This window comes from Wenzhouxiangella sp. XN24 (genome assembly GCF_011064545.1).
Classification (GTDB): Bacteria; Pseudomonadota; Gammaproteobacteria; order Steroidobacterales; family XN24; genus XN24.
In genome coordinates this window covers 39,104-59,738 of record NZ_JAAMFG010000017.1, presented here as the reverse complement: position 1 = coordinate 59,738, position 20,635 = coordinate 39,104, and the positions used below count along the sequence as shown (strand labels likewise).

Genomic DNA, 20,635 nt, shown 5'->3' with positions numbered 1-20,635 from the left:
GGCTTGCGGCGCGATCAGGTCGAGCGTTCCCCGGTCCACTCGTAAAAGTTCATCGCTTCAGGGCCGCATTTGCTGCACGCTCCGCAGCCATCGGTCAGGTCGGTCTTGCGCACGACGCCCTTGCGCTCGAGCGCTTCCAGCATGCCTTCGACCGCGGCCGGGGAGGCTTGCAGGTGATGCGCAAGATCCGCGACGTTGGCACGTCCGTGCATCTGCAGGTAATCATGGAGACGAGTAAGGATCATGATGCGTCCTCAGGTTTGCTGGCGCGCGGGCACGGCGGGAGACGACAGTCCCCGACTCTGCCAGCGCAGCACGAAGATGGTTGCAGCGAGCGCCGCGAGCACGCCGACGATCCAGGCCGTCGAGCTTGCCGGATGGCGCGAGAAGATGGCCGCCTGGTAGTAGACGGTGGCCAGGCCATAGCCGAGGCCGGTCGTCCACAGGGCGACGAACATGGCCCAGCGGCCTCCTGATTCCTGGTAAACCGCTGCGATGGCGGCCGCGCAGGGGAAGTACAGCAGGATGAACAGCAGGTAGGCGAAGGCCCCTGCCGTGCCGTCGAAGCGCAGCGCCATGGCGCCGAACGTCGCGCTTGCGACCTCCTGCGCCTCGGCCGCGGTGGCGGCATCGCTCAGGTCACCGACGCCGATGCCGAGCGGGTCTGTCCAGGTGCCGAGTGCGTCGCCCAGGTTGGCAGGAATCGTCGCCAGCGCCTCGAGCATGCCGGCGGCGAACCCAGGACCCTCTTCCGCTGCCTCAGCAACGCCGTCGGCTGCCGCATCGGCGGCGGCCAGCGCGCTGTAGGTCGCGTCCAGGGTGCCGACGACCGCTTCCTTGGCCAGGATCCCGGTGAAGATGCCGACGGCGGCCGGCCAGTTCTCCTCGTCCAGCCCCATGGGACCGAAGGCGGGCGCCACGGTGCGGCCGATCTCCGCGAGGACCGAGGACTCGCTGTCCTCGTGGTTGAAGGTGCCGTCCGTGCCGACGGAGTTAAGCACGTTCAGAACCAGGACCATCGGCACGATCACCCGGCCGGCCCGCACGATGAAGCTCTTCAGGCGGTCCCACGTGTGGATCAACAGTCCCTTGGCTTTTGGCACGTGGTACGGCGGCAGTTCCATGATGAACGGCGCCGATTCGCCCCTGAGTACCGTGTTCTTCAACGCCAGTCCCGTCGCCACCGCCACGGCGATGCCGATCATGTAGAGCCCGAAGACGACGTTCTGTGCGCCGTGCGGAAAAAACGCCGCGGCGAACAACACGTACACCGGGAGGCGGGCGCCGCACGACATGAACGGCGCCATCGCGATGGTCAGCAGGCGGTCGCGCCGGTGTTCGAGCGTGCGCGTCGCCATGATGGCCGGCACGTTGCAGCCGAAGCCCACGATCAGTGGGACGAAGGACTTGCCCGGCAGGCCGATCCAGCGCATGAAGCGATCCATGACGAACGCGGCGCGCGCCATGTAGCCCGAGTCTTCCAGGATGGACAGGAAAAAGAACAGGAAGGCGATGATCGGGATGAATGTGGCGACCGTCTGGATGCCGCCGCCGAGGCCGTTGGCGAGCAGTACGGTGGCCCACTCGGGACTGCCGATGCCGTTCAATAGCGCCGCGAAGCCGTCGATCGCCACGAGGCCTACCGCCTGGTCGAAGAAATCGATGAAGGCGCTGCCGATGTTGATGGTGAACATGAACATCAGGTACATCATGAACAGGAAAATCGGGATGCCGAGAATCCGGTTCAGCACGACGCGGTCGATCGCCTGGGTGAGGTTGCTGGCGACTCGACCGCTGATGCTCACGGCCTCGCGGACGATATTATTTGCGAGACCGTAGCGCGCGTCCGCGATCAGGATGTCGAGGTCGGAGCCCAGTTCGTCGGCATGGCGCTGCGCCTCGGCCGTGAGTTCCGGACCCGCGACGCGGCGCGCGAGCGGATCGCCCTCGAGCAATTGAACGGCCAGCCAGTAGGGCGACACGCCGGTGCTCTCGGCCGCCGGCGCGAGCCGGTCCGCCAGCGCCTGGCGCACCGGTGCAAGTCGTTCGTCGTACGGCACCTCCAGGGACGGGCGCTGCGCGCTGGCGACACTCGCGGTGATGGCCTCCTTGAGTTCCGCCATGCCCGATCCGCTCGTGGCGATCACCGCCACGACGGGGCAACCGAGCCGCTGCGACAGGGCGGCGGGATCGATGCGCACGCCCTTGTTCTCCGCGACGTCGCTCATGTTGAGCACCACTAGCAGCGGCAGGCGCATCTCGGCGAGTTGCGTCGTGAGGTAGAGGTTGCGTTCCAGGTTCGACGCATCCACGACGTTGATCATCAGGTCCACTTCGTTGGCGTGGATGAAATCGCGCGCGATTTTCTCGTCCAGCGAGATTTCCTGGTCCACCACGTCGATGGAGTAGGTGCCCGGCAAATCGACCACCTCGAAGCGTTTGTCCGCGTGGCGGAATTCGCCGATCTTCTTCTCCACCGTCACGCCGGGCCAGTTGCCGACGCGCTGTTTCGAGCCGGTCAGCGTGTTGAACAGCGTGGTCTTGCCGCAGTTCGGATTGCCGATCAATCCAAGGGTGTAAAGATCTTTCATGAGAGTTTCTCCACGAGTACGGCGGCGGCCTCGCCGCGGCGCAGCGACATGGAAAAGCCGCGCACGGAGATTTCCACCGGGTCGCCCATCGGGGCGAGACGGGTGACGCTGAGCTCGGCACCGGGTGTCAGGCCCATGGCCAGCAGCTTGCGCCGGTAGGATGCCGAGGCGCCGGTGAAGCCCGTGATACGGACGCGGTCGCCGGTCTGCAGGTCGCCGAGCGTCATGGCGTGCTTATCGTTCATCGGACTGCTCCGCCAGGGTGCGCATGTAGGTCACGAGCTGCCAGATCTCGGTCTCGCTGAGCTGCTCGCCGAAGGGCTGCATCGAGGTTGCGCTGCGACGGCCGGGACGCTCGATCTGCTGGGCGCCCTGGGTGGCGGGGTCGTGGAACACGCCCGAGCCGCGCTCGATGACCCAGTACAGCTGCCCGTCGGGGAGCGGGTTCATGGTTTCCGCGCAGGCGAGGTTCCGCGGCGGCGGCACGAGTCCCTCACCGGCAGGGCCGCCGCGACCATCGTCGCCGTGGCACGTAGCGCACGAGGTGGGGGTCCGTGGCGCTTCATAAAGCATCCGACCGCGGGCGATGTTCTGTTCGCTCGCGGGAAGCGGATTGGTCAACGCCAGGTAGGTGTCGGGCGCCTGCTCCGTCTGGCGGCTCTGCGGGCAGTCGAGGGCGCTCGCGGCTTGCCGGGTCGCGTCCGCAGCGGATGTGGTGGCCGCCGGCTCCGGGCCGGTCGTGCAACCCCATCCGCCCGACAGCAGCAGCAGGCCGACAAGGCCGAGGCGGCGAGAGGCTGGTTTCAGGAAGGTCATGGCAACGTCCTCAGAATGTGACCTGGTAACGCAGGCCGACGAGGGTCGCGTCATCCAGCATGGGATCGGTCGATGGATTCTTGATGTACTGGGCGTCGAACTGCACGCTCAGCCAGGGCAATACCGGAATCCAGTATGTCAGCTCGAAGGCGATCTCCCGGCTGTCCACCGGGGCGCCCGCGGCCTCCTGGGCCGTCTCGAAGCTGTCCCCGTTGAAGGCCGCCGAAACGCCGAGGCCGAGCACGTCCTCGTCGCGTCCCGTGAACGGGCCGGTGTATACGAGACCACCCCCCGCATAGTAGCCGAACTGGTTCACGTCTTCGTCGGCCAGGCCGAGCCTCAGGAAGCCGCTGAGGCCCTGGGTGAACTGGCCGGGTTCGGTGTACAGGGCGCCTTCCAGCAACCCGTAGATACCCTGGGTGCCCTGGCGGCGTCGCGGCTCACCCTGCGCATCGGTGGCGAGCAGGTCGTCGAAGTCCGTCGTGTAGTGCCAGGCGCCGAGCGCCGCGCGCAGGAAGCGCCCTTCGTCGCCACTCCGCTGGAATCCCGCTTCGGCGAGAAACAACAGCCCGTCGTCGTCGCCGAGAATGATCTGTGTGCCCTTCGGGTCATCGGGGTCGCCGGCGACGCCGTCGAGCACGGCCGCCTGCACGTAGTGTTCATCGGTGGCCTGGAATCTCGCCCGCAGGCCGAGGCATGTCGTGGGATAGACGCAAGGCCCGTTGAGGCCGGTCTCCGACAGGTCCAGGCCGGTGCCGAAGCCGCCGTTGATGAACACGCCGGCGGTTTCCTTGACGTCGAACTCGGCGTCGGCCCCGTAGAGCCCGCCGAGGATCGCAAGCCGGTCGTCGAAGAAGGAGCGCTCGACCCACGCCTCGAGGAGTTTCGCGGTCTCGACGTTGGCCAGGTTGCTGGGGGCGTGAGCGCTGCCTGCGCCGTCGCCCGGATCGCGCCCGAAAGTGCCGATCCCCAGCACGAAGATCTGCGTGCTGGACCAGCCGAACAGCCGCTCGGCATCGATCGAGACGCCGGCTTCCACGAGCCCGGAGAAGTACGTGCTGCGTGCTTCGCCGCCGTCTGTCACGGCGATCACGTCACCCGTGTGCGCCAGGTCGATCTCGATCCCCCGGTCCGCCCAGTCGCTGCGCAGCCCGTTCCAGTCGCCCGTCAGCCTGAGGCGTTCGGATAACGGGATGTCGGTCCCGGGCGCTTGCGCCTGGGCTCCGGCCATCCAGCAGGTGGCGCTCATGCCCAGCGCCAGGGCCAGTACAGTCTTCTTTCCGGACGAATGCTTCCGGTTCGACCGACACCCGGGGCGGGTTTTCGTGTCAGTCCGTTGTGGCAAACCCCATTCCATGGTGGCTCCCTCGTTGTTGCAAATAGGAACAGTTCGTATTCGCAACAGTACGACGAAGCTGACGGCTCGACAATACGTATCAACCAATACGTAAGAACCGTCGAACGTCGTCGATCTTCGAGGAAGTGGTGCCCGGGGCGAGAGTCGAACTCGCACGATGTCACCATCGGCGGATTTTGAGTCCGCTGCGTCTACCAGTTCCGCCACCCGGGCTTGCGGGGAGGCAGGGCCGCCCGCAGCGGCGAAGCTTACCATTGGTCCACCCCGAGGTGGATACTGCGACCTTTCGGGGTTTTGCGGCATCTGAACAGCAGGATCACTCGTCTTCCGGAGCCAGAGTGGCGGGATTCTCCGATTGCACACCTGACCCGGCGCTACTCGAACGGGCGCGGCGCGGCGACATGCAGGCGCACGAAGTTCTGTACCGGGGTTACGCGCGACCCGTGTTCACCCTGGCCAGCCGGATCCTCGACGACCCGGCGCAGGCCGAGGAAGTCCTGCAGGACACCTGCATCGAGATTATCCGGAACGTGGCCGGATTCCGCGAGGACGCCGCTTTCGGCGGGTGGGTGAAACGCATTGCCACCAACAAGGCGTTGGCGCACCTGCGCAGTGCATGGCATCGCAAGGGACGGCGCTTCGCGGACGACGAGGCCGAAGACCCGGCCATGGCGGGATCCACCCAGGGCGACGTCGCCGTCGGCGTCGCCGACCAGGAGGGCCTGGCCCGGGCACTCGCCATGCTGACGCCTGCGGCGCGCGCCGTGGTCTGGCTCTACGACGTCGAGGGATTCAGCCACGAGGAGATCGCCGCCCTGATGGGCAAGAGCATCAGTTTTTCCAAGTCCCGGCTCGCGCGCGCTCACCGGCAATTGCGCGCCCTGCTGGCCGAAGACGAAGAGGTGCAACCATGCATGCGACAACCGAACAGCTGCTGAACCTGCGCGATGGCGCGCCGGTGGCGGAGTTGACCGCCGCGCACGTCCGGGCCTGTCCGGCGTGCCGGCAGGAGCTCGAAGAGCTCGTCGAGATGCGGGAACGGCTGCGCGGCTTGCCCGAGGTCGCGCCCCCCGTCGCGTCGTGGGACGCGGTCGCGGCGCGGCTGGCCTCGGGTCCGGAACAACCGGTGCGGTCCGCGCGCCATGCGGCGTGGTCCTGGCTGGCGATGGCGGCCAGCATCACCCTGGCACTGTCACTGCTCTGGATCGTCGACCACGACCCGGCTGATCGTCCGGCGCCCGGCACGACCACCGACCTGGTCGCGTCCACGCCGGCGCCGTCGAACTCCGTCCCGGGCGGGCGCGCGACGGCGCTCGTCCATGCCTCGCGCGAGCTGGAGGCCGCGTTGCGCGCCCTGCCGGCGGCGCCCCGCGTGACCCGCGCCAGCACGGCGCTCACCGTCGCGGAACTGGAGGATGGTCTCCTGCGGATCGACGCCGAGTTGAACCGCCAGGGCCTTCCTCCGGAGCGGGAAGTGACGCTGTGGCGCCAGCGCGTCGGATTGATGGATGCGCTGATGCAGGTCCGCTATGCCGAACTCGCCGAAACCTATTGAGGGGCGAACGCCCCGCCGATCGAAGGAGAAGCCCGATGAGAAACCTGTTCCATGGCAGTGCGCTGGTGATGCTGATGATCTTTGCGCTGGGCGGTCCGTACGCCATCGCCGAGCCGGAGGATCGCGCGCCCGCGCCGGAAGTCGACGTCGAAGTGGAAGTCGTCGTGCCGCCCGATGCCGAGGCGGATGCCCGCTTCCGCGAGGCCCGCGCGCGCCTCGAGGCCGCTGCGCGCGAGATCGCGGAACTGACCGCGCAGGCGGTGGGCGAAAGCAGCGTGGAGATCCGGGAGTTGCTGCGCGCCCCGCGGCGCATGATGCTCGGCGTCAGCATCGGCCCGACCGAGACGGTCGGCGAGGGCGAACCGGGCGAGGCTCGCGCGGCGGGCGTCCAGGTGCTCGGCGTGACGCCGGGCGGACCTGCTGAGGAGGCGGGTATTCGCAGCGGCGACGTCCTGCTGGCGATCGGCGACACCGAGCTGGACTGGACCGCCGACACCTCGCCGACGGACAAGCTGCTGGCGGCGCTGGATCGCAGTGAAGCGGGCGACGAACTCGAGCTTCGCTATCGGCGCGCCGACGAGGTCGCCACGGCGGCAGTCGAGATCCGTCCCTGGACGGCCCGGCTGTTCGGCTGGTCGTCCGACGGCTTTGGATTCCCGACACCTCCGGACGCGCCGCGCCCCCCCGCATTCATGCACCGGTTCATCACCGCGGGCTGGGGCGACATGGAGCTGGTGGAGCTGACGCCGACCCTGGGCGAGTATTTCTCCGCCAGCGAGGGCGTGCTGGTGGTGCGCGCGCCGTCCGACCCCGTGCTGGGCCTGCAGGACGGCGACGTCATCGTGGATATCGCGGGGCGCAAGCCGGCCGATCCGGGCCACGTGGTGCGGATCCTGCGTTCCTATGCGCCCGGCGAGCGCCTGGTGATGACGGTCATCCGCAAGGGGAAATCCGAGCAACTGGAGGCGGACATCCCCGGCTGAGGTAAGATCTGCGCCCCATGCGGCGCGCTGAATTCAGTTACGAACTTCCCGAGGAGCTGATCGCCCAGGCCCCCCTGGCCGAGCGATCCGCCAGCCGGCTGCTGGTCGTGGACGGCGCCGCCGCGAATTGGCGCGACGGCGCTTTCCGCGACCTGCCGGACCTGTTGCAGGCCGGCGACCTGCTCGTGGTCAACGACACGCGCGTCATCCCGGCGCGGGTATTCGGCCGCAAGGCATCCGGCGGACGGGTGGAACTGCTCGTCGAACGCGTCACCGGCGAACACACGGTCGTCGGCCAGCTGCGCTCCAGCAAGACGCCACGGCCCGGCACGCGCCTGGACTTCGACGGCGGCGCCCGCGCCGTGGTCCAGGGACGCTGCGGGACGGGCGACGCATTGTTCGACCTGCAGTTCGACGCGGCCGTGATGCCGTGGCTCGAGGCGCATGGGCGGATGCCATTGCCGCCGTATATTCACCGCGACCCGGACGCCGCCGACAGCGCGCGCTACCAGACCGTCTACGGCCGCCAGCCCGGGGCGGTGGCTGCACCCACTGCGGGCCTCCACTTCGACCCGCCGCTGCTGGCCGAGCTGGCGGACCGCGGCATCGAGGTGGCCAGCGTGACCCTGCACGTCGGCGCGGGCACCTTCCAGCCGGTGCGCACCGAGGACCCGCGCGCCCACCGCCTGCATGCCGAGCGGGCCGAGGTGAGCCCCGCCACCTGCGCCGCCATCGCCGCGACCCGGGCCCGCGGCGGGCGCGTGATCGCCGTCGGCACGACCGTGGTAAGGAGCCTCGAGGCGGCGGCCCAGGGCGGGGCGGTGGCGCCGTTCGCCGGGGAGACCGACCTCTTCATCCTGCCGGGGCATCGCTTCAGGGTCGTGGATGGGCTGGTCACCAACTTCCACCTGCCGGAATCCTCGTTGCTGATGCTGGTGTGCGCCTTCGGCGGCCAGGAGACGCTGCTGGCCGCCTACCGGCATGCCGTCGCGGCCCGCTATCGCTTCTTCAGTTACGGCGATGCGATGTTGATCTGGCCGACGCCGGACGCCCGCGGGACGACAGCGTGAAGTTCACGCTGCTCAGCACCGACGGGCGTGCGCGCCGCGCCCGGCTCGAGTTCGCCCGGGGGGTGATCGAAACCCCGGTGTTCATGCCCGTCGGCACGTACGGGACGGTCAAGGCGATGACGCCGGAAGAACTCGAATCCCTCGGCGCGCGGATCATTCTCGGCAACACTTTCCACCTGATGTTGCGGCCGGGCGAGGCGATCATCCGGGCGCACGGCGGATTGCACGGCTTCACCCACTGGGAACACCCGATCCTGACCGATTCCGGCGGTTTCCAGGTCTGGAGCCTGGCCCAGATGCGCAAGATCACGGAGGAGGGCGTGCGTTTCGCCTCGCCGGTGGACGGTGCGCCGGTGTTCCTGGGGCCGGAGCGATCCATCGAGATCCAGCACGCCCTGGGCGCGGACATCGTCATGGTGTTCGACGAGTGCACGCCGCACCCGGCGACGGAACGCCAGGCGCACGATTCCATGGCGCTGTCCCTGCGCTGGGCGGCGCGCTGCCGTGCGGCCCATGGCGATCACCCGTCGGCCCTGTTCGGCATCGTCCAGGGGGGCATGTTCCCGGCGCTCCGCCAGGCGTCCCTGGCCGGGCTGCTGGAGCTGGGCTTCGACGGCTATGCGCTCGGCGGCCTGTCGGTCGGCGAGAGCGCGGCCGAGCGCGAGGAGGTCATCGACGCGGTCGAGCCGGCCATGCCGGCGGACCGGCCGCGCTACCTGATGGGGGTGGGCACCCCGGAGGACCTGGTCGAGTCGGTGGCGCGGGGGATCGACATGTTCGATTGCGTCATGCCGACCCGCCATGCCCGCAACGGCTACCTGTTCACCCGCCGCGGCACCGTACGCATCCGCAACGCCCGGCACCGCGACGATACGGGACCGCTGGACCCCGAATGCGGCTGCTACACCTGCAGGAACTACTCCCGCGCCTACCTCCGGCACCTGGAGCGCTGCGGAGAGATCCTCGGCGCCCGGCTGAACACCATCCACAACCTGCATTATTACCTCGACCTGATGGCGCAGATGCGTGCGGCCATCGAGTCCGGGGGCTTCCAGGCCTGGCGTCGCGAGTTCTACCGGCAGCGCACAGGCGAGGAATGAGGCAAGCGGCGCGGAGCGTGGCATAATAGCCCGCTGTTTTACCGCCGCTCCCTCCGGGGCGGCGCACTGCGGGGGCGTATTCGATGGATTTCTTCATTTCCGACGCGTGGGCACAGGCAGCCGGGCAACCCGACCCGTTCATGAGTTTCCTGCCGCTGATCCTGATTTTCGTGATTTTCTACTTCCTGCTCATCCGGCCGCAGACCAAGCGCGCCAAGGAGCACCGGAAGATGGTTTCCGAGCTGAAGGCCGGCGACGAGGTCGTCACCGGCGGGGGGATTCTCGGCCGCATCACCGAGGCCGGCGAACAGTTCATCAAGGTCGAGGTCGCAGACGGCGTCGTGCTCAAGATCCAGCGCCAGACCGTCATCTCCATCCTGCCCAAGGGCACCGTCAAGTCCGTCTGAGCGGCCGGCTACCAGGAATTTCACGTGGTTCTCAACCGTTTTCCTCTCTGGAAGAATTTGCTCGTCGTCGTGATCCTGCTCGTCGGGATCGTGTTTGCCTTGCCGAATATCTACGGTGACGCGCCGGCGGTGCAGGTCACCGCGGAAGCCGGCCAGCCGCTCGACGAACTGGCACTGAACCGGGTGACGGCGATTCTCGATGCGCGCGGCATCAGCCACGGCCCGAGCTACGTCGAGGACGGGCGGGTGACCGTGAAGTTCCCGGATGTCGAGGAGCAGCTGCGCGCGCTCGACCTCGTGCGGGAGCAGCTCGGCGACGGCTTCGTCGCGGCGTTGACCCTGGCGCCGCGCACGCCCGCCTTCCTGCGCGGGCTCGGCCTGCAGCCGATGAGCCTCGGGCTCGACCTGCGCGGCGGCGTGCACTTCATGTACGAAGTGGACATGGAGGCCGCCATCGGCCAGGCGCTGGACCGCTACGAGGCCGATTTCAAGACCCTGTTGAGAGATGCGCGCATTCGCTACAAGGCCGTGCGCCGCGACGGCGACGTGGTGCGCGTGGTGCTGGACAGCGCCGCAGACCAGCAGGCCGCGGCCGGCGTGATCGCGGAGGCCGACCAGGAGCTCGACATCGACCGGCGGCAGAGCGGTGCCGATTTCGAGCTGGTGGTCCGCATGACCGAAGAGCAGGTCCAGGAGCGCCAGAACTTCGCCATCGAGCAGAACACGGTCACGCTGCGCAACCGCGTCAACGAGCTCGGCGTCTCCGAGCCGGTGGTGCAGCGCCAGGGCGCGGATCGCATCGTCGTCCAGCTGCCCGGCGTGCAGGACCCCGCGCAGGCCGAACGCGTGCTGGGCGCCACGGCCACCCTCGAGTTCCGCCTCGTGGACGAGGTCAACAGTCCCTTCGAGGCCGCGGAGCGCGGCCGCGCGCCGCTCGGCTCCGCGCTCTACACGGACCGCAACGGCCAGCCGATCCTGCTGCGCCGTGATCTCATCGTCAGCGGCGACCAGTTGACCGGCGCCTCCGCGGGCTTCGACGAAGGCCAGCCCGCCGTGTTCGTCAATCTCGACGCGCGCGGCGCGCGCAAGATGGGCGAGACCACCCGCGCCAACCTGAACAAGCGCATGGCGGTGGTGTTCATCGAGCAGAAGCGCGATCTCGTGGAGCGGGGCGGCGAGACGGAGGAGGTCACGCGCACCGAGGAACGCGTCATCAGCGTCGCCACGATTCGGGGCGTGTTCTCCAACCGCTTCATGATCACCGGGCTGGAGCCGCTCGAGGCGCGCGACCTCGCGTTGTTGCTGCGCGCCGGTTCCCTGGCTGCGCCCATTTTCAAGGTCGAAGAGCGCACCATCGGGCCGAGCCTCGGCCAGGAGAACATCGATCGCGGGATGCAGGCCGTGGCCATCGGCTTCCTGCTGGTGATCGTGTTCATGGCGCTTTATTACCGGGTGTTCGGACTCGTCGCCAACCTCGCGCTGTTGACCAACCTGGTGCTGGTCATCGCCCTGCTTTCGATGCTGCAGGCGGCGCTCACCTTGCCGGGCATCGCCGGCATCGTGCTGACGGTCGGCATGGCGGTGGACGCCAACGTGCTGATCTTCGAACGTATTCGCGAGGAGTTGCGCAACGGCAACACGCCGCAGGCCGCGATCCACGCCGGCTATGAAAAGGCCTTCTCGTCCATCGCGGACGCCAACATCACCACGCTGATCGCGGCGATCGTGCTGTTCACCTTCGGCACGGGCCCGATCCGGGGATTCGCCGTGACGCTGTCACTCGGCATCATCACGTCGATGTTCACCGCGATCGTGGGCACGCGCGCCGTGGTCAACCTGCTTTACGGCGGTCGGCGCGTCCAGACGCTGCCGATCTGAGGAGTCTGCCGGGATGGATTTTTTCAAGATCGAATCGCATATCGATTTTCTCAAGCCGAAGAAGATCGCCTTCATCATTTCGGCCGTGCTGATCGTCGTGTCGCTGGTGTCGCTCGCGACCCGCGGCCTGAACTTCGGCATCGAGTTCCGCGGCGGCGTGGTGGTCGAGGCGGGGTTTCCTGACTCGGTCGAGTTGCCGCCGATACGTGACGCGCTCGAAGCGGCGGGCATCGATCGCAGCGTGGTGCAGCACTTCGGCAGCTCGCGCGAGGTCACGGTGCAGCTGCTGGCCGAGGAGGGTGCCCGGGCCGGTGAGACACGCGACCGGATCATGGCGCTGCTGCGCTCGGTGGACGCCGGGGCGGAGCTGCGGCGCGTCGAGTTCGTGGGGCCGCAGGTCGGACGGGAACTCGCCGAGGCCGGCGGCCTGGCGGCGCTGTTCGCGCTGTTGATGATCCTGGCTTACGTGTCGTTTCGCTTCCAGTGGAAGTTCTCGCTCGGCGCGGTGGCGGCGCTGGTGCACGACGTCATCATCACGATGGGTATTTTCTCGCTGCTGCAGCTGGCTTTCGACCTCGCGGTGCTGGCGGCCCTGCTGGCCGTGATCGGCTACTCGCTCAACGACACCATCGTGATCTTCGATCGCATCCGCGAGAACATGCTGCGCCTGAGGCGCAAGAGCACCGAGGAGGTCATGAACACCTCGCTCAACCAGACCCTGTCGCGTACCATCATGACCGGCGTCACGACGCTGCTCGTGTTGCTCGCGCTTTATTTCCTCGGCGGCGAGGCTATCGCCGGCTTCTCCCTGGCGCTGATCATCGGCGTGCTGGTCGGCACTTACTCGTCCATCTACATCGCCAGCGCCACGGCCCTGGCCCTGAAGGTGACGACGGTGGATCTCGTGCCGCCGCAGCCCAAGGACGACGAATCGGGCGTCATGCCCTAGGCGAGGGGGCCGCGGGAACCCTCCCCGCGGGTGGTGAAAACCCTGATTCAGGGCGTCGAGCGCCGCTGCTAGAGTGGCGGCCTGTTTTCGCCCCAGCGGAAATCAAAGTGTCACCCGACCCGCCGCCTCAAGACAAAGCCACGTTGCTGATCGTCGACGACGAGGCCGTGAACCTGGCATTGCTCACCAGGCTGTTGCGTCCGGCGTACCGCGTGCGCGCGGTGAACAGCGGCGCTCGTGCGCTGCAAGCCGTCACGAGCACCCCGCGGCCCGACCTCGTCCTCCTCGACGTGCTGATGCCCGACATGGATGGGTACCAGGTGCTCGCGGCGCTGCGCGGCCGGCCGGAGACGCATGACATCCCGGTGATTTTCCTCACTGCCCTGGCCGAGGCCGATGACGAGGAGCGGGGCCTGCAGTCGGGTGCGGCGGACTACATCACGAAGCCGATCAAGCCGGCGGTGTTGCAGGCGCGTGTCGGCGCCCAGCTGGAAGCGAAGCGTGCGCGTGAGTTCATGCGGGACAAGAACGCTTTCCTCGAGGCGGAGATCGCGCGACGCATGTCCGATAACGAGGCGGCGCAGCAAGTCGGCATCCGGGCGCTGGCGCATCTCGCGGAGACCCGGGACTCGGAAACCGGAAATCACATTCTGCGCACCCAGTACTACGTGCGCCTGCTTGCCGAACACCTGCAGACCCATCCGCGCTTTCGTGATGTCCTCACGCCGGCCAACATCGAATTGCTGGCCAAGTCGGCACCCTTGCATGACATCGGCAAGGTGGGCATCCCCGATGCCATCCTGCAGAAGCCCGGGCCGCTTACGGCGGATGAATGGGAAACGATGAAAAGGCATGCAAGGATGGGCTACGACGCCATCGAGCGTGCCGAGGCGGACGTCGACCGTCCCGTGCCTTTCCTGGTTCTTGCCAAGGAGATCGCTCGCTGGCACCACGAGCGCTGGGATGGCACCGGCTACCCCGACGGGCTTGCGGGCGAGGCGATTCCGGTCTCGGCCCGGATCATGGCGGTGGCCGACGTTTTCGACGCGATGAGCTCGTCGCGTGCCTACAAGGCGGCAATAGAGGTCGACGCGGTGCGTGACTTCATCCTCGCCGGCAGCGGCACGCAGTTCGACCCCGACGTGACGGCCGCGTTCGAAGCGCTCTATCCTCGGTTCGCCGCGATTGCGAGGCGCCACGCCGACGCACCCGGAACATGAGTGACCGTGGCACCTACGCGCTGATTATCGCACTCGGCTATGCCGTGGCCGCAAGCGCATGGATCATTCTCTCCGATTTCGCGCTCGGCGCCATGGTGACGGATCTCCGTACAGCGACGGTCGTCGGCGCGATCAAGGGCATCGGTTTCGTCGCCGTCACCACGGCCATGCTCTACCTGACGCTGCGGCGACTCGTGCCGAGCGCCGTCGCCGAGGAAACGGCCCTGCCTCGTCGTTGGCTGGGCTGGGGGTTGGGAGTCCTGCTCACCGGCCTCGCGGCGGCTGGTATCGTCGCCACGCTGTCGCTCACCGCGATGCACGAGCGCCACGAGGTCGAGCACCTCCAGGTGCTCGCCGAGTCGAAAGCCGTCCAGGTCGGAGACTGGTTGCGCGAACGCCGCCAGGAGGCGCGATTCGTGGCCGGTTCCGGCGTGCTGCAGAACGCCTTGAGCCAGTGGCGTGGTGCGCAGGAAGAGGACAGCAGGCGCTTGATCCTGGGCCGTCTCGAGTCCATGCGGGAAATGATGAACTACGAGACCGTGCTCGTCGCGGATCGCGGCGGCGAAGTGCTGCTCGGGGTCGGAATGCACCAGGCGATGAGTCCTTCCATGAAGGACGCCTTCCAGCGGGCGCTGCAGACCGGCGAGGTGCAGTTCACGGATAATTACCACGACGATCGCGACGGCGCGGCGCATCAACATATCGACCTGGTGGCGCCCATTCGGTTACCGGGCAACGAGTCGGAGCTCGGCCTGGTATTGCGTCTCGGGCAAGCGGAGTCGCTGTTCGCCTTCCTGCAGGACTGGGCCGCCGCCACGGAGACCGGTGAGGCGCTGCTCGTGCGGCCCGGTGCCGATGCGCCGGTGTTGCTCAACAATGCCTCCCTCGAGTCGGCGGGCAGCACGGCGGCAAAGTTCGATGTTCCGCCAGGGGAAGAGATCATTCGCTCCGTGGCAACCGGCGAGGCCGGCTTCGGCGAGGCCCTGAAAGGCCGCGACTTCCGTGGCGACGCGGTGGTGGCCGTGGCCGCCAGGGTGCCGGACGCCGACTGGTGGGTGTTCGCGAAAATGGACCAGCGGGAGGTCTACGACGCGATTGCCGGGGATATCGCGCGCACGGCGCTGGTCGTGTTGCTCCTCCTGCTGGTCATGATCGCCACCGGGGTGATGTGGGCCCAGCGCAAGCAGTTGTCGTGGGCGCAGGTACGGGAAGGTGACCACCGCGCGCGCTTGCAACTCGAGAAGGAGATGGCGCAAGAGCGCAATCGCCGCCTGCAAACCGCTGAGCGATACCAGGCGCTGATCGAGCATGCGCGCGACATCATTATCACGAGCGACGCCGCCAACCGCATCGTTCAGGTGAACAAGGCGGCGGTGGCTGCGTACGGCTGGGACGAGGCGGCGCTGCTCCGGAAGAAACTCGGAGACCTGCGAGCCGCCGAGACCCCGCCGGAGCTCGACGTGCTGCGTCGCCGTGCCGGCGAGATGGACGGGGTGTTGTACGAAACCACGCACATCCGCCGCGACGGCACGACATTTCCCGTGGAAGCGAGCTGCCAGTTCATGGAGATCGGGGGTGAAGTATTTCAGCAATACATCATTCGCGACTTGAGTTCTCGCAAGGCCTCGGAACGCAAGCTCGACGCCAATGCGCGCCTGCTGGCGCTGGCCTCGGGAATGGCGCATATCGGTGGCTGGGAAGTGGATCTCGACCAAGGCACGATGACCTGGTCGGATGAAGTCTGCCGCATTCACGAGGTCCCGCCGGGAACGGTGCTCGATGTCGCAGAAGGCATCGATTATTACGCGCCGGAAAGCCGCGCGCGCATCAACGAGGTCTTCACGGCTTGCACCACTCTCGGCACTCCCTACGACGAGGAACTTCAGATCCTCACGGCCCGCGGTCGTCGCGTCTGGGTGCGCACAGCCGGCCAGGCCGTGCGGGATGACTCCGGGCGGATCGTCCGGGTGCAGGGCGCTTTCCAGGACATCACCGAGGCGAAACGCGTCGAAGAGGAGCTCCGCGAACGGGAAGAACAGCTCAATCTCCTGATCGAATACACGCCGGCGGCGGTCGCCATGTTCGATCGCGAGATGCGTTACATAGCGACGAGCCACCGGTGGCGGAAGACCTATGGCCGTGGCGAGCTGGAGGTGCCGGGACGCTCGCATTACGAGGTGTTTCCCGACATCGGCCCGGAGCGCCGGGCGGCCCATGCGCAGGCGCTGGCCGGAGAGGTGGTCAGGGCGGATGCCGATCCCATGGAACTCGGCGACGGTCGGACACGATGGTTTCGCTGGGAAATTCGTCCCTGGCTGAAAGCCGACCGGGCCGTCGGGGGGATCATCATACTCAGCGAGGACATCACCGAGCAGCGCGAGAACCAGGCGCGCCTGGTCATCGAGGCGAAACGCGCGAAGGCGTTGCTGGAGTTGCCGATCGCCGCGGAATCACTGGATGAGAAGGCTTTCATGCAGCGCGGTCAGCAGCTGGCCGAGAATCTCACTGACAGCAACATCGCCTTCATCCACTTTGTTCACGACGACCAGGAGACGATCGAGTTGGCAAGCTGGTCCCGCCGGACACTGGAGGACTTTTGCACGGCCGACTACGAAAGCCATTACCCCGTCAGCAAGGCCGGCATCTGGGCGGATGCGCTGCGCCGGCGCGAGGTCGTCGTGTGCAACGATTATGCGAGCTTCCCGGACAAGCAGTGGCTGCCCGACGGACATGCCGCGTTCCGGCGGATACTGACCGTGCCGGTCATCGAAAACGGTCGGGTCGTCATGCTCATGGGCGTCGGCAACAAGCGTACTGACTACACCGACGCCGACAAGGAGACGGTGCAGCTGATCGCCGACCAGGTGTGGCGCATCGTGCAGAAGCGGCGCGCCGAGAACCGGCTCCGCCAGCTCTCGCTCGCCATCGAGCAGAGCCCCGACAGCATCGTGATAACGAACCTCGACGCCGAGATCGAGTATGTCAACGAGGCTTTCCTGCGGACCAGCGGTTATGCGCTGGACGAGGTCCTCGGCCGCAATCCGCGCATTCTGCGCTCCGGCAAGACCCCGCGCGCGCATTACGAAACCATGTGGGCGGCACTCTCCGCAGGCGACAACTGGAAAGGCGAGTTCTACAACCGGCGCAAGGACGGCAGCGAGTACGTCGAGCTCGGACACGTGGCGCCCCTGCGCCAGCCCGACGGCACGGTCACGCATTACGTGGCGGTCAAGGAGGACGTCACTGAGCGCAAGCGGATCGACGAAGAACTCGCACAGCACCGCGACCGGCTGGAGGAGCTCGTACGGGAGCGTACGCTACAGCTCGAGGAAGCGCGTGGCCGCGCCGAAACGGCGAGCCGTTCCAAGAGTGCCTTCCTGGCGAACATGAGCCACGAGATTCGCACTCCGTTGAACGCCATCGTGGGCCTGGTCCATATCCTGCGGGGGGACGAAGCGACGCCGGAGCAGCTCGAGAAACTCGAGCGGGTCGAGAACGCGGCGGGTCACCTGCTGTCCATCGTCAGCGACATCCTGGACATCTCGAAGATCGAGGCCGGCAAATTCGTCCTGGACAGCCAGGATTTCCGTCTCTCGGCGGTGCTCGATCATGTCCGCTCGATGATTTCCGCGAACGCCCGGGAGAAAGGACTCGACGTCAGCATCGACCCCGACGGCGTGCCGTATTGGTTGCGGGGCGACCCGGCGAGGCTCCGGCAGGCGCTGCTCAACCTGGCGGGCAATGCCGTCAAGTTCACCGAACGGGGCACGATCCAGCTTCGCGCGCAGCTGTTGGCCGAGGATGCCGACGGACTGCGGGTCCGTTTCGAGGTCGAGGATACCGGGATCGGCATCGCGCCCGAGCGCGTCGGGCAATTGTTCCAGGCCTTCGAGCAGGGCGATGCCTCGGTGACGCGCAACTACGGCGGCACGGGACTCGGCCTGATGGTGACACGCAGGCTGGCGGAGCTGATGGAGGGGCGCGCCGGGGTACGGAGCGAGCTGGGTGCCGGCAGCGTGTTCTGGTTCGAGGTTCGCATTTCGCGGGGCCGCGGCGTCGAACCGCCCGATATTTCGGCGCCTGAACCGCCGGCCACGGGAGCGGATGCTTTCGCGCCGTACCGCAAAGCCCGGGTCCTGCTGGTGGAAGACAATGCCGTCAACCGTGAAGTGGCCGAGGCCCTGCTGCATGGTGTCGGCTTGTCGGTGGAATGCGCGATGGACGGGCTCGAAGCGCTCGAGCGCGTCACGGCGGGTCGTTATGACCTGGTGCTGATGGACGTCCAGATGCCCCGCATGGACGGCTTCACCGCGACCCGGCGGATTCGGGCGATTCCCGGCTGCGAATCGTTGCCGATCCTTGCAATGACGGCCAACGTGTTCGCGGAGGACCGCCGGCAGGCCTTTGCGGCCGGAATGAACGATTTCATCGCCAAGCCGGTGCAGCCCGAGTCGCTGTACCGCACCCTGCTGCACTGGTTGCGGGCCCGCGCCGCGGCTATGCGGAGCGACGACGACAGCGGGTTGGCTGCCGCGCCGCCGCCCAACGGTCGCGACGTGATTCCCGTACAGGACGGGACGACGGCGGCCGAAGTGCCGTCACTGGAGACGGTCGAGGGTCTCGACGCAGGGGCGCCGCTCGCCATTCTCGGGGGCGATGTGGATGCGTACCTCCGCCTGGTGCGCCAGTTCCTCCGTCAACACAGCGATGAGCCTGAACGGATGCAGGCGGCGTTGGGAGAGGCAGGCGAGGATGCGCTGCGCCGCAGGGCGCATTCGGTCAAGGGAGCCGCTGCATCACTGGGGGCGCACCGGGTCGCGGCGATCGCAGCCGAGCTGGAGCAGGCTGCAGCCGGTCATGCGCTGGAGGGTACCCGCCTGGACAGTCTGCTGGATGACCTGGCGGATGCGCTCGCCGCGCTGGCGCCGTTCGCCGATGCGGCAAGAGATGCGCTGTCGCCCGACGGCGGGTCGGATCCAGCGCCACAGTCCGCGGACCCGGCCGAATTGCTCAACCGCCTCGAGGCACTGTTGAGCGCCGACGACACCGGGGCCATCACGACATACGAACTCCACCGTCATTCCATGACCGCGGCGTTCGGTGATGCAGCGCACGAGCTGGGCCGGCACATCGAGGACTTCGATTTCCCGGCTGCGCTGCAGTTGCTCAGGCAGATGCGAGAATGATGTCGCCAGGTTTCAGAACGTCCAGACGACGCCGACACTCAGCAGCGACACGTCGGTGTCCTCGACATCGAAGTACTCGTATTCGCCGCGCACCTCCGCCGAGAACAGGCTGAAGCGCAACCCGATGCCGTAGGCGGGATCGGTGCCGCTGTCGCTGGCCACCCGGGTGCCGTTCACGGTGGCGTCAGCGGACCAGTCGATGAAGCCGGCCTTCGCGAACACGCCGACCGGTCCCAGTTCGAGGCCGGCCAGGCCGAACACGTCCCAGCCCGTCAGTTCGAAGCCGACGTCGTTGCCTGCGATACGGTCCGTTGGCTGGCCGAAATCGACATAGCCGCCCTCGATGGCGAGATCGATGACGAAAGCATCGATGTTGAAGCCCCCGAAAGCCTTCCAGGCCGAATCGCCGTCGTCGAAATCGAGCGATCCCGTGCCCGGATCGGCGATGTCGGCGTCCACGAGCGAACGGCCGATGCTGCCGCCGACATAAAAGCCGGAATCGGCATGTGCCGGAACGGACGTCGCGAGGCCGGCGAGCAGCAGTATTGCTGCGGCCGGGACGGCTGCGACAGCCGGGACGGCTCGGCGGGTGAGTTCGATGGTGCCTGTCTTGTCCATGTCGATGACTCCGTTAAGCGAAACAACATGCCCGTGTGCGGGCACCCGGAACACTGAGTCTAGCGCCTCAGCTCCTGCGTGAGGTGCGGCTCGATCAGCGCCAGCAGCGACTCGTGGATCTTCGGGTTGCCCGCCACCACGTTACCGCTCTGCTGCCAGCCGTCGCGCCCGCTGAGGTCCGTGACGATGCCGCCGCACTCCTGGATCATCAGCGCGCCGGCCGCGATGTCCCAGAGCTTGAGGTCGATCTCCCAGAAGCCGTCCAGGCGCCCGGCGGCCACGTACGCGAGATCGAGCGCCGCGGCGCCGGGACGGCGCACGCCGGAGGTCGCTTTCATGGCGTCCTTGAGCATGTCCATGTAGGCATCCAGCCAGGCGGAACCCGGCCGGTAGGGGTAACCGGTCCCCACCAGGGATTTCTCCAGCAGGCGCGTGTCGCTGACCCGCATCCGCCGGCCGTCCACCGTCGCGCCGGCGCCGCGGCTGGCGGTGAACAGTTCCTGGCGCAGCGGATCGTAGATGACGCCGTGCTCGAGACGCCCACGGTGCATGACCGCGATCGACACGCAGAACACCGGGAAGCCGTGCAGGAAATTGGTCGTGCCGTCCAGCGGGTCGATGATCCACGTGTACTCGGCCTCACCGTGCGCGCCGCTCTCCTCGGCGAGAAAGGCATGGTCCGGGTAGCTGCGCTGCACCGTCTGGATGATGTCGAGCTCAGCCTTGCGATCCACTTCGCTGACGAAGTCGTTGCGCCCCTTCGAGTCCACCTTGATGGCGTCGAGCTGGTTCATGTGGCGGACGATCAGGTCGCCCGCGCGGCGTGCGGCGCGAACGCCGATATTCAAGAGAGGGTGCATCGCGTGGTCTCCTCCGGCGGCGGGCGGGCGGCATGCCGGTTCCGC

16 protein-coding genes, 1 tRNA gene and 1 pseudogene are annotated in these 20,635 nt (G+C 67.3%); 10 read left to right on the top strand and 8 right to left on the bottom strand.

What is annotated here, in order from left to right; all coding sequences use genetic code 11:
* Positions 1 to 14: 14 nt before the first annotated feature.
* From G6032_RS00480 to G6032_RS00455, 6 genes are all read right to left on the bottom strand, one after another.
* Positions 15 to 245 (bottom strand): FeoC-like transcriptional regulator, encoded by a 231-nt coding sequence (locus G6032_RS00480; protein ID WP_165280165.1) that lies wholly within the window; start codon positions 243 to 245, stop codon positions 15 to 17.
* Positions 246 to 254: 9 nt separating this feature from the next.
* Positions 255 to 2,591: a Fe(2+) transporter permease subunit FeoB gene (gene feoB, locus G6032_RS00475; protein WP_165280164.1), complete on the bottom strand. Its 2,337-nt coding sequence runs from the start codon at positions 2,589 to 2,591 to the stop codon at positions 255 to 257.
* A complete protein-coding gene (locus G6032_RS00470; RefSeq protein ID WP_240901836.1) occupies positions 2,588 to 2,836 on the bottom strand; it encodes a FeoA family protein in 249 nt (82 codons plus the stop codon). Before G6032_RS00470 ends, feoB begins: the two co-directional genes overlap by 4 nt.
* Positions 2,826 to 3,407, bottom strand: coding sequence for a c-type cytochrome (locus G6032_RS00465; RefSeq protein ID WP_165280163.1), 582 nt, complete (start codon positions 3,405 to 3,407; stop codon positions 2,826 to 2,828). Before G6032_RS00465 ends, G6032_RS00470 begins: the two co-directional genes overlap by 11 nt.
* Before the next feature lie 10 nt (positions 3,408 to 3,417).
* Entirely contained in the window at positions 3,418 to 4,656 is a 1,239-nt protein-coding gene (locus G6032_RS00460) for a carbohydrate porin (protein WP_165280162.1), read from the bottom strand.
* Positions 4,657 to 4,890: 234 nt separating this feature from the next.
* A tRNA-Leu gene (locus tag G6032_RS00455) sits at positions 4,891 to 4,977 on the bottom strand.
* 125 nt (positions 4,978 to 5,102) lie between these two features.
* On the opposite strand from G6032_RS00455, the gene G6032_RS00450 reads away from it, so the two are divergent.
* From G6032_RS00450 to G6032_RS00405, 10 genes and pseudogenes are all read left to right on the top strand, one after another.
* Positions 5,103 to 5,702 (top strand): RNA polymerase sigma factor, encoded by a 600-nt coding sequence (locus G6032_RS00450; RefSeq protein ID WP_165280161.1) that lies wholly within the window; start codon positions 5,103 to 5,105, stop codon positions 5,700 to 5,702.
* The gene (locus G6032_RS00445) at positions 5,675 to 6,319 is read left to right on the top strand and encodes a hypothetical protein (protein WP_165280160.1); all 645 of its coding nucleotides are present in this window, start codon (positions 5,675 to 5,677) and stop codon (positions 6,317 to 6,319) included. Before G6032_RS00450 ends, G6032_RS00445 begins: the two co-directional genes overlap by 28 nt.
* 35 nt (positions 6,320 to 6,354) lie before the next feature.
* On the top strand, positions 6,355 to 7,302 hold the full coding sequence (locus G6032_RS00440) for a PDZ domain-containing protein (protein WP_165280159.1): 948 nt from the start codon (positions 6,355 to 6,357) through the stop codon (positions 7,300 to 7,302).
* 17 nt (positions 7,303 to 7,319) lie between these two features.
* Positions 7,320 to 8,372: a tRNA preQ1(34) S-adenosylmethionine ribosyltransferase-isomerase QueA gene (gene queA, locus G6032_RS00435; RefSeq protein ID WP_165280158.1), complete on the top strand. Its 1,053-nt coding sequence runs from the start codon at positions 7,320 to 7,322 to the stop codon at positions 8,370 to 8,372.
* A pseudogene (tgt, locus tag G6032_RS00430) lies at positions 8,369 to 9,498 on the top strand (tRNA guanosine(34) transglycosylase Tgt). The gene queA and the pseudogene tgt overlap by 4 nt, the downstream one beginning before the upstream one ends.
* Positions 9,499 to 9,555: 57 nt before the next feature.
* Positions 9,556 to 9,879 (top strand): preprotein translocase subunit YajC, encoded by a 324-nt coding sequence (gene yajC / locus G6032_RS00425; protein ID WP_165280156.1) that lies wholly within the window; start codon positions 9,556 to 9,558, stop codon positions 9,877 to 9,879.
* A 24-nt stretch (positions 9,880 to 9,903) separates the two neighbouring features.
* Complete coding sequence (gene secD, locus G6032_RS00420; protein ID WP_165280155.1) at positions 9,904 to 11,757, top strand: protein translocase subunit SecD; 1,854 nt, start codon at positions 9,904 to 9,906, stop codon at positions 11,755 to 11,757.
* Between the two features lie 13 nt (positions 11,758 to 11,770).
* Positions 11,771 to 12,706 (top strand): protein translocase subunit SecF, encoded by a 936-nt coding sequence (gene secF, locus G6032_RS00415; RefSeq protein WP_165280154.1) that lies wholly within the window; start codon positions 11,771 to 11,773, stop codon positions 12,704 to 12,706.
* Between the two features lie 107 nt (positions 12,707 to 12,813).
* Entirely contained in the window at positions 12,814 to 13,926 is a 1,113-nt protein-coding gene (locus G6032_RS00410; protein WP_165280153.1) for a two-component system response regulator, read from the top strand.
* On the top strand, positions 13,923 to 19,112 hold the full coding sequence (locus G6032_RS00405) for a PAS domain S-box protein (protein WP_165280152.1): 5,190 nt from the start codon (positions 13,923 to 13,925) through the stop codon (positions 19,110 to 19,112). Before G6032_RS00410 ends, G6032_RS00405 begins: the two co-directional genes overlap by 4 nt.
* A 12-nt stretch (positions 19,113 to 19,124) precedes the next feature.
* Here the strand turns inward: G6032_RS00405 and G6032_RS00400 are convergent, their stop codons facing one another.
* Positions 19,125 to 19,730, bottom strand: coding sequence for an outer membrane beta-barrel protein (locus G6032_RS00400; protein WP_165280151.1), 606 nt, complete (start codon positions 19,728 to 19,730; stop codon positions 19,125 to 19,127).
* Between the two features lie 59 nt (positions 19,731 to 19,789).
* On the bottom strand, positions 19,790 to 20,590 hold the full coding sequence (locus G6032_RS00395) for an inositol monophosphatase family protein (protein WP_165280150.1): 801 nt from the start codon (positions 20,588 to 20,590) through the stop codon (positions 19,790 to 19,792).
* Between the last annotated feature and the right edge of the window lie 45 nt (positions 20,591 to 20,635).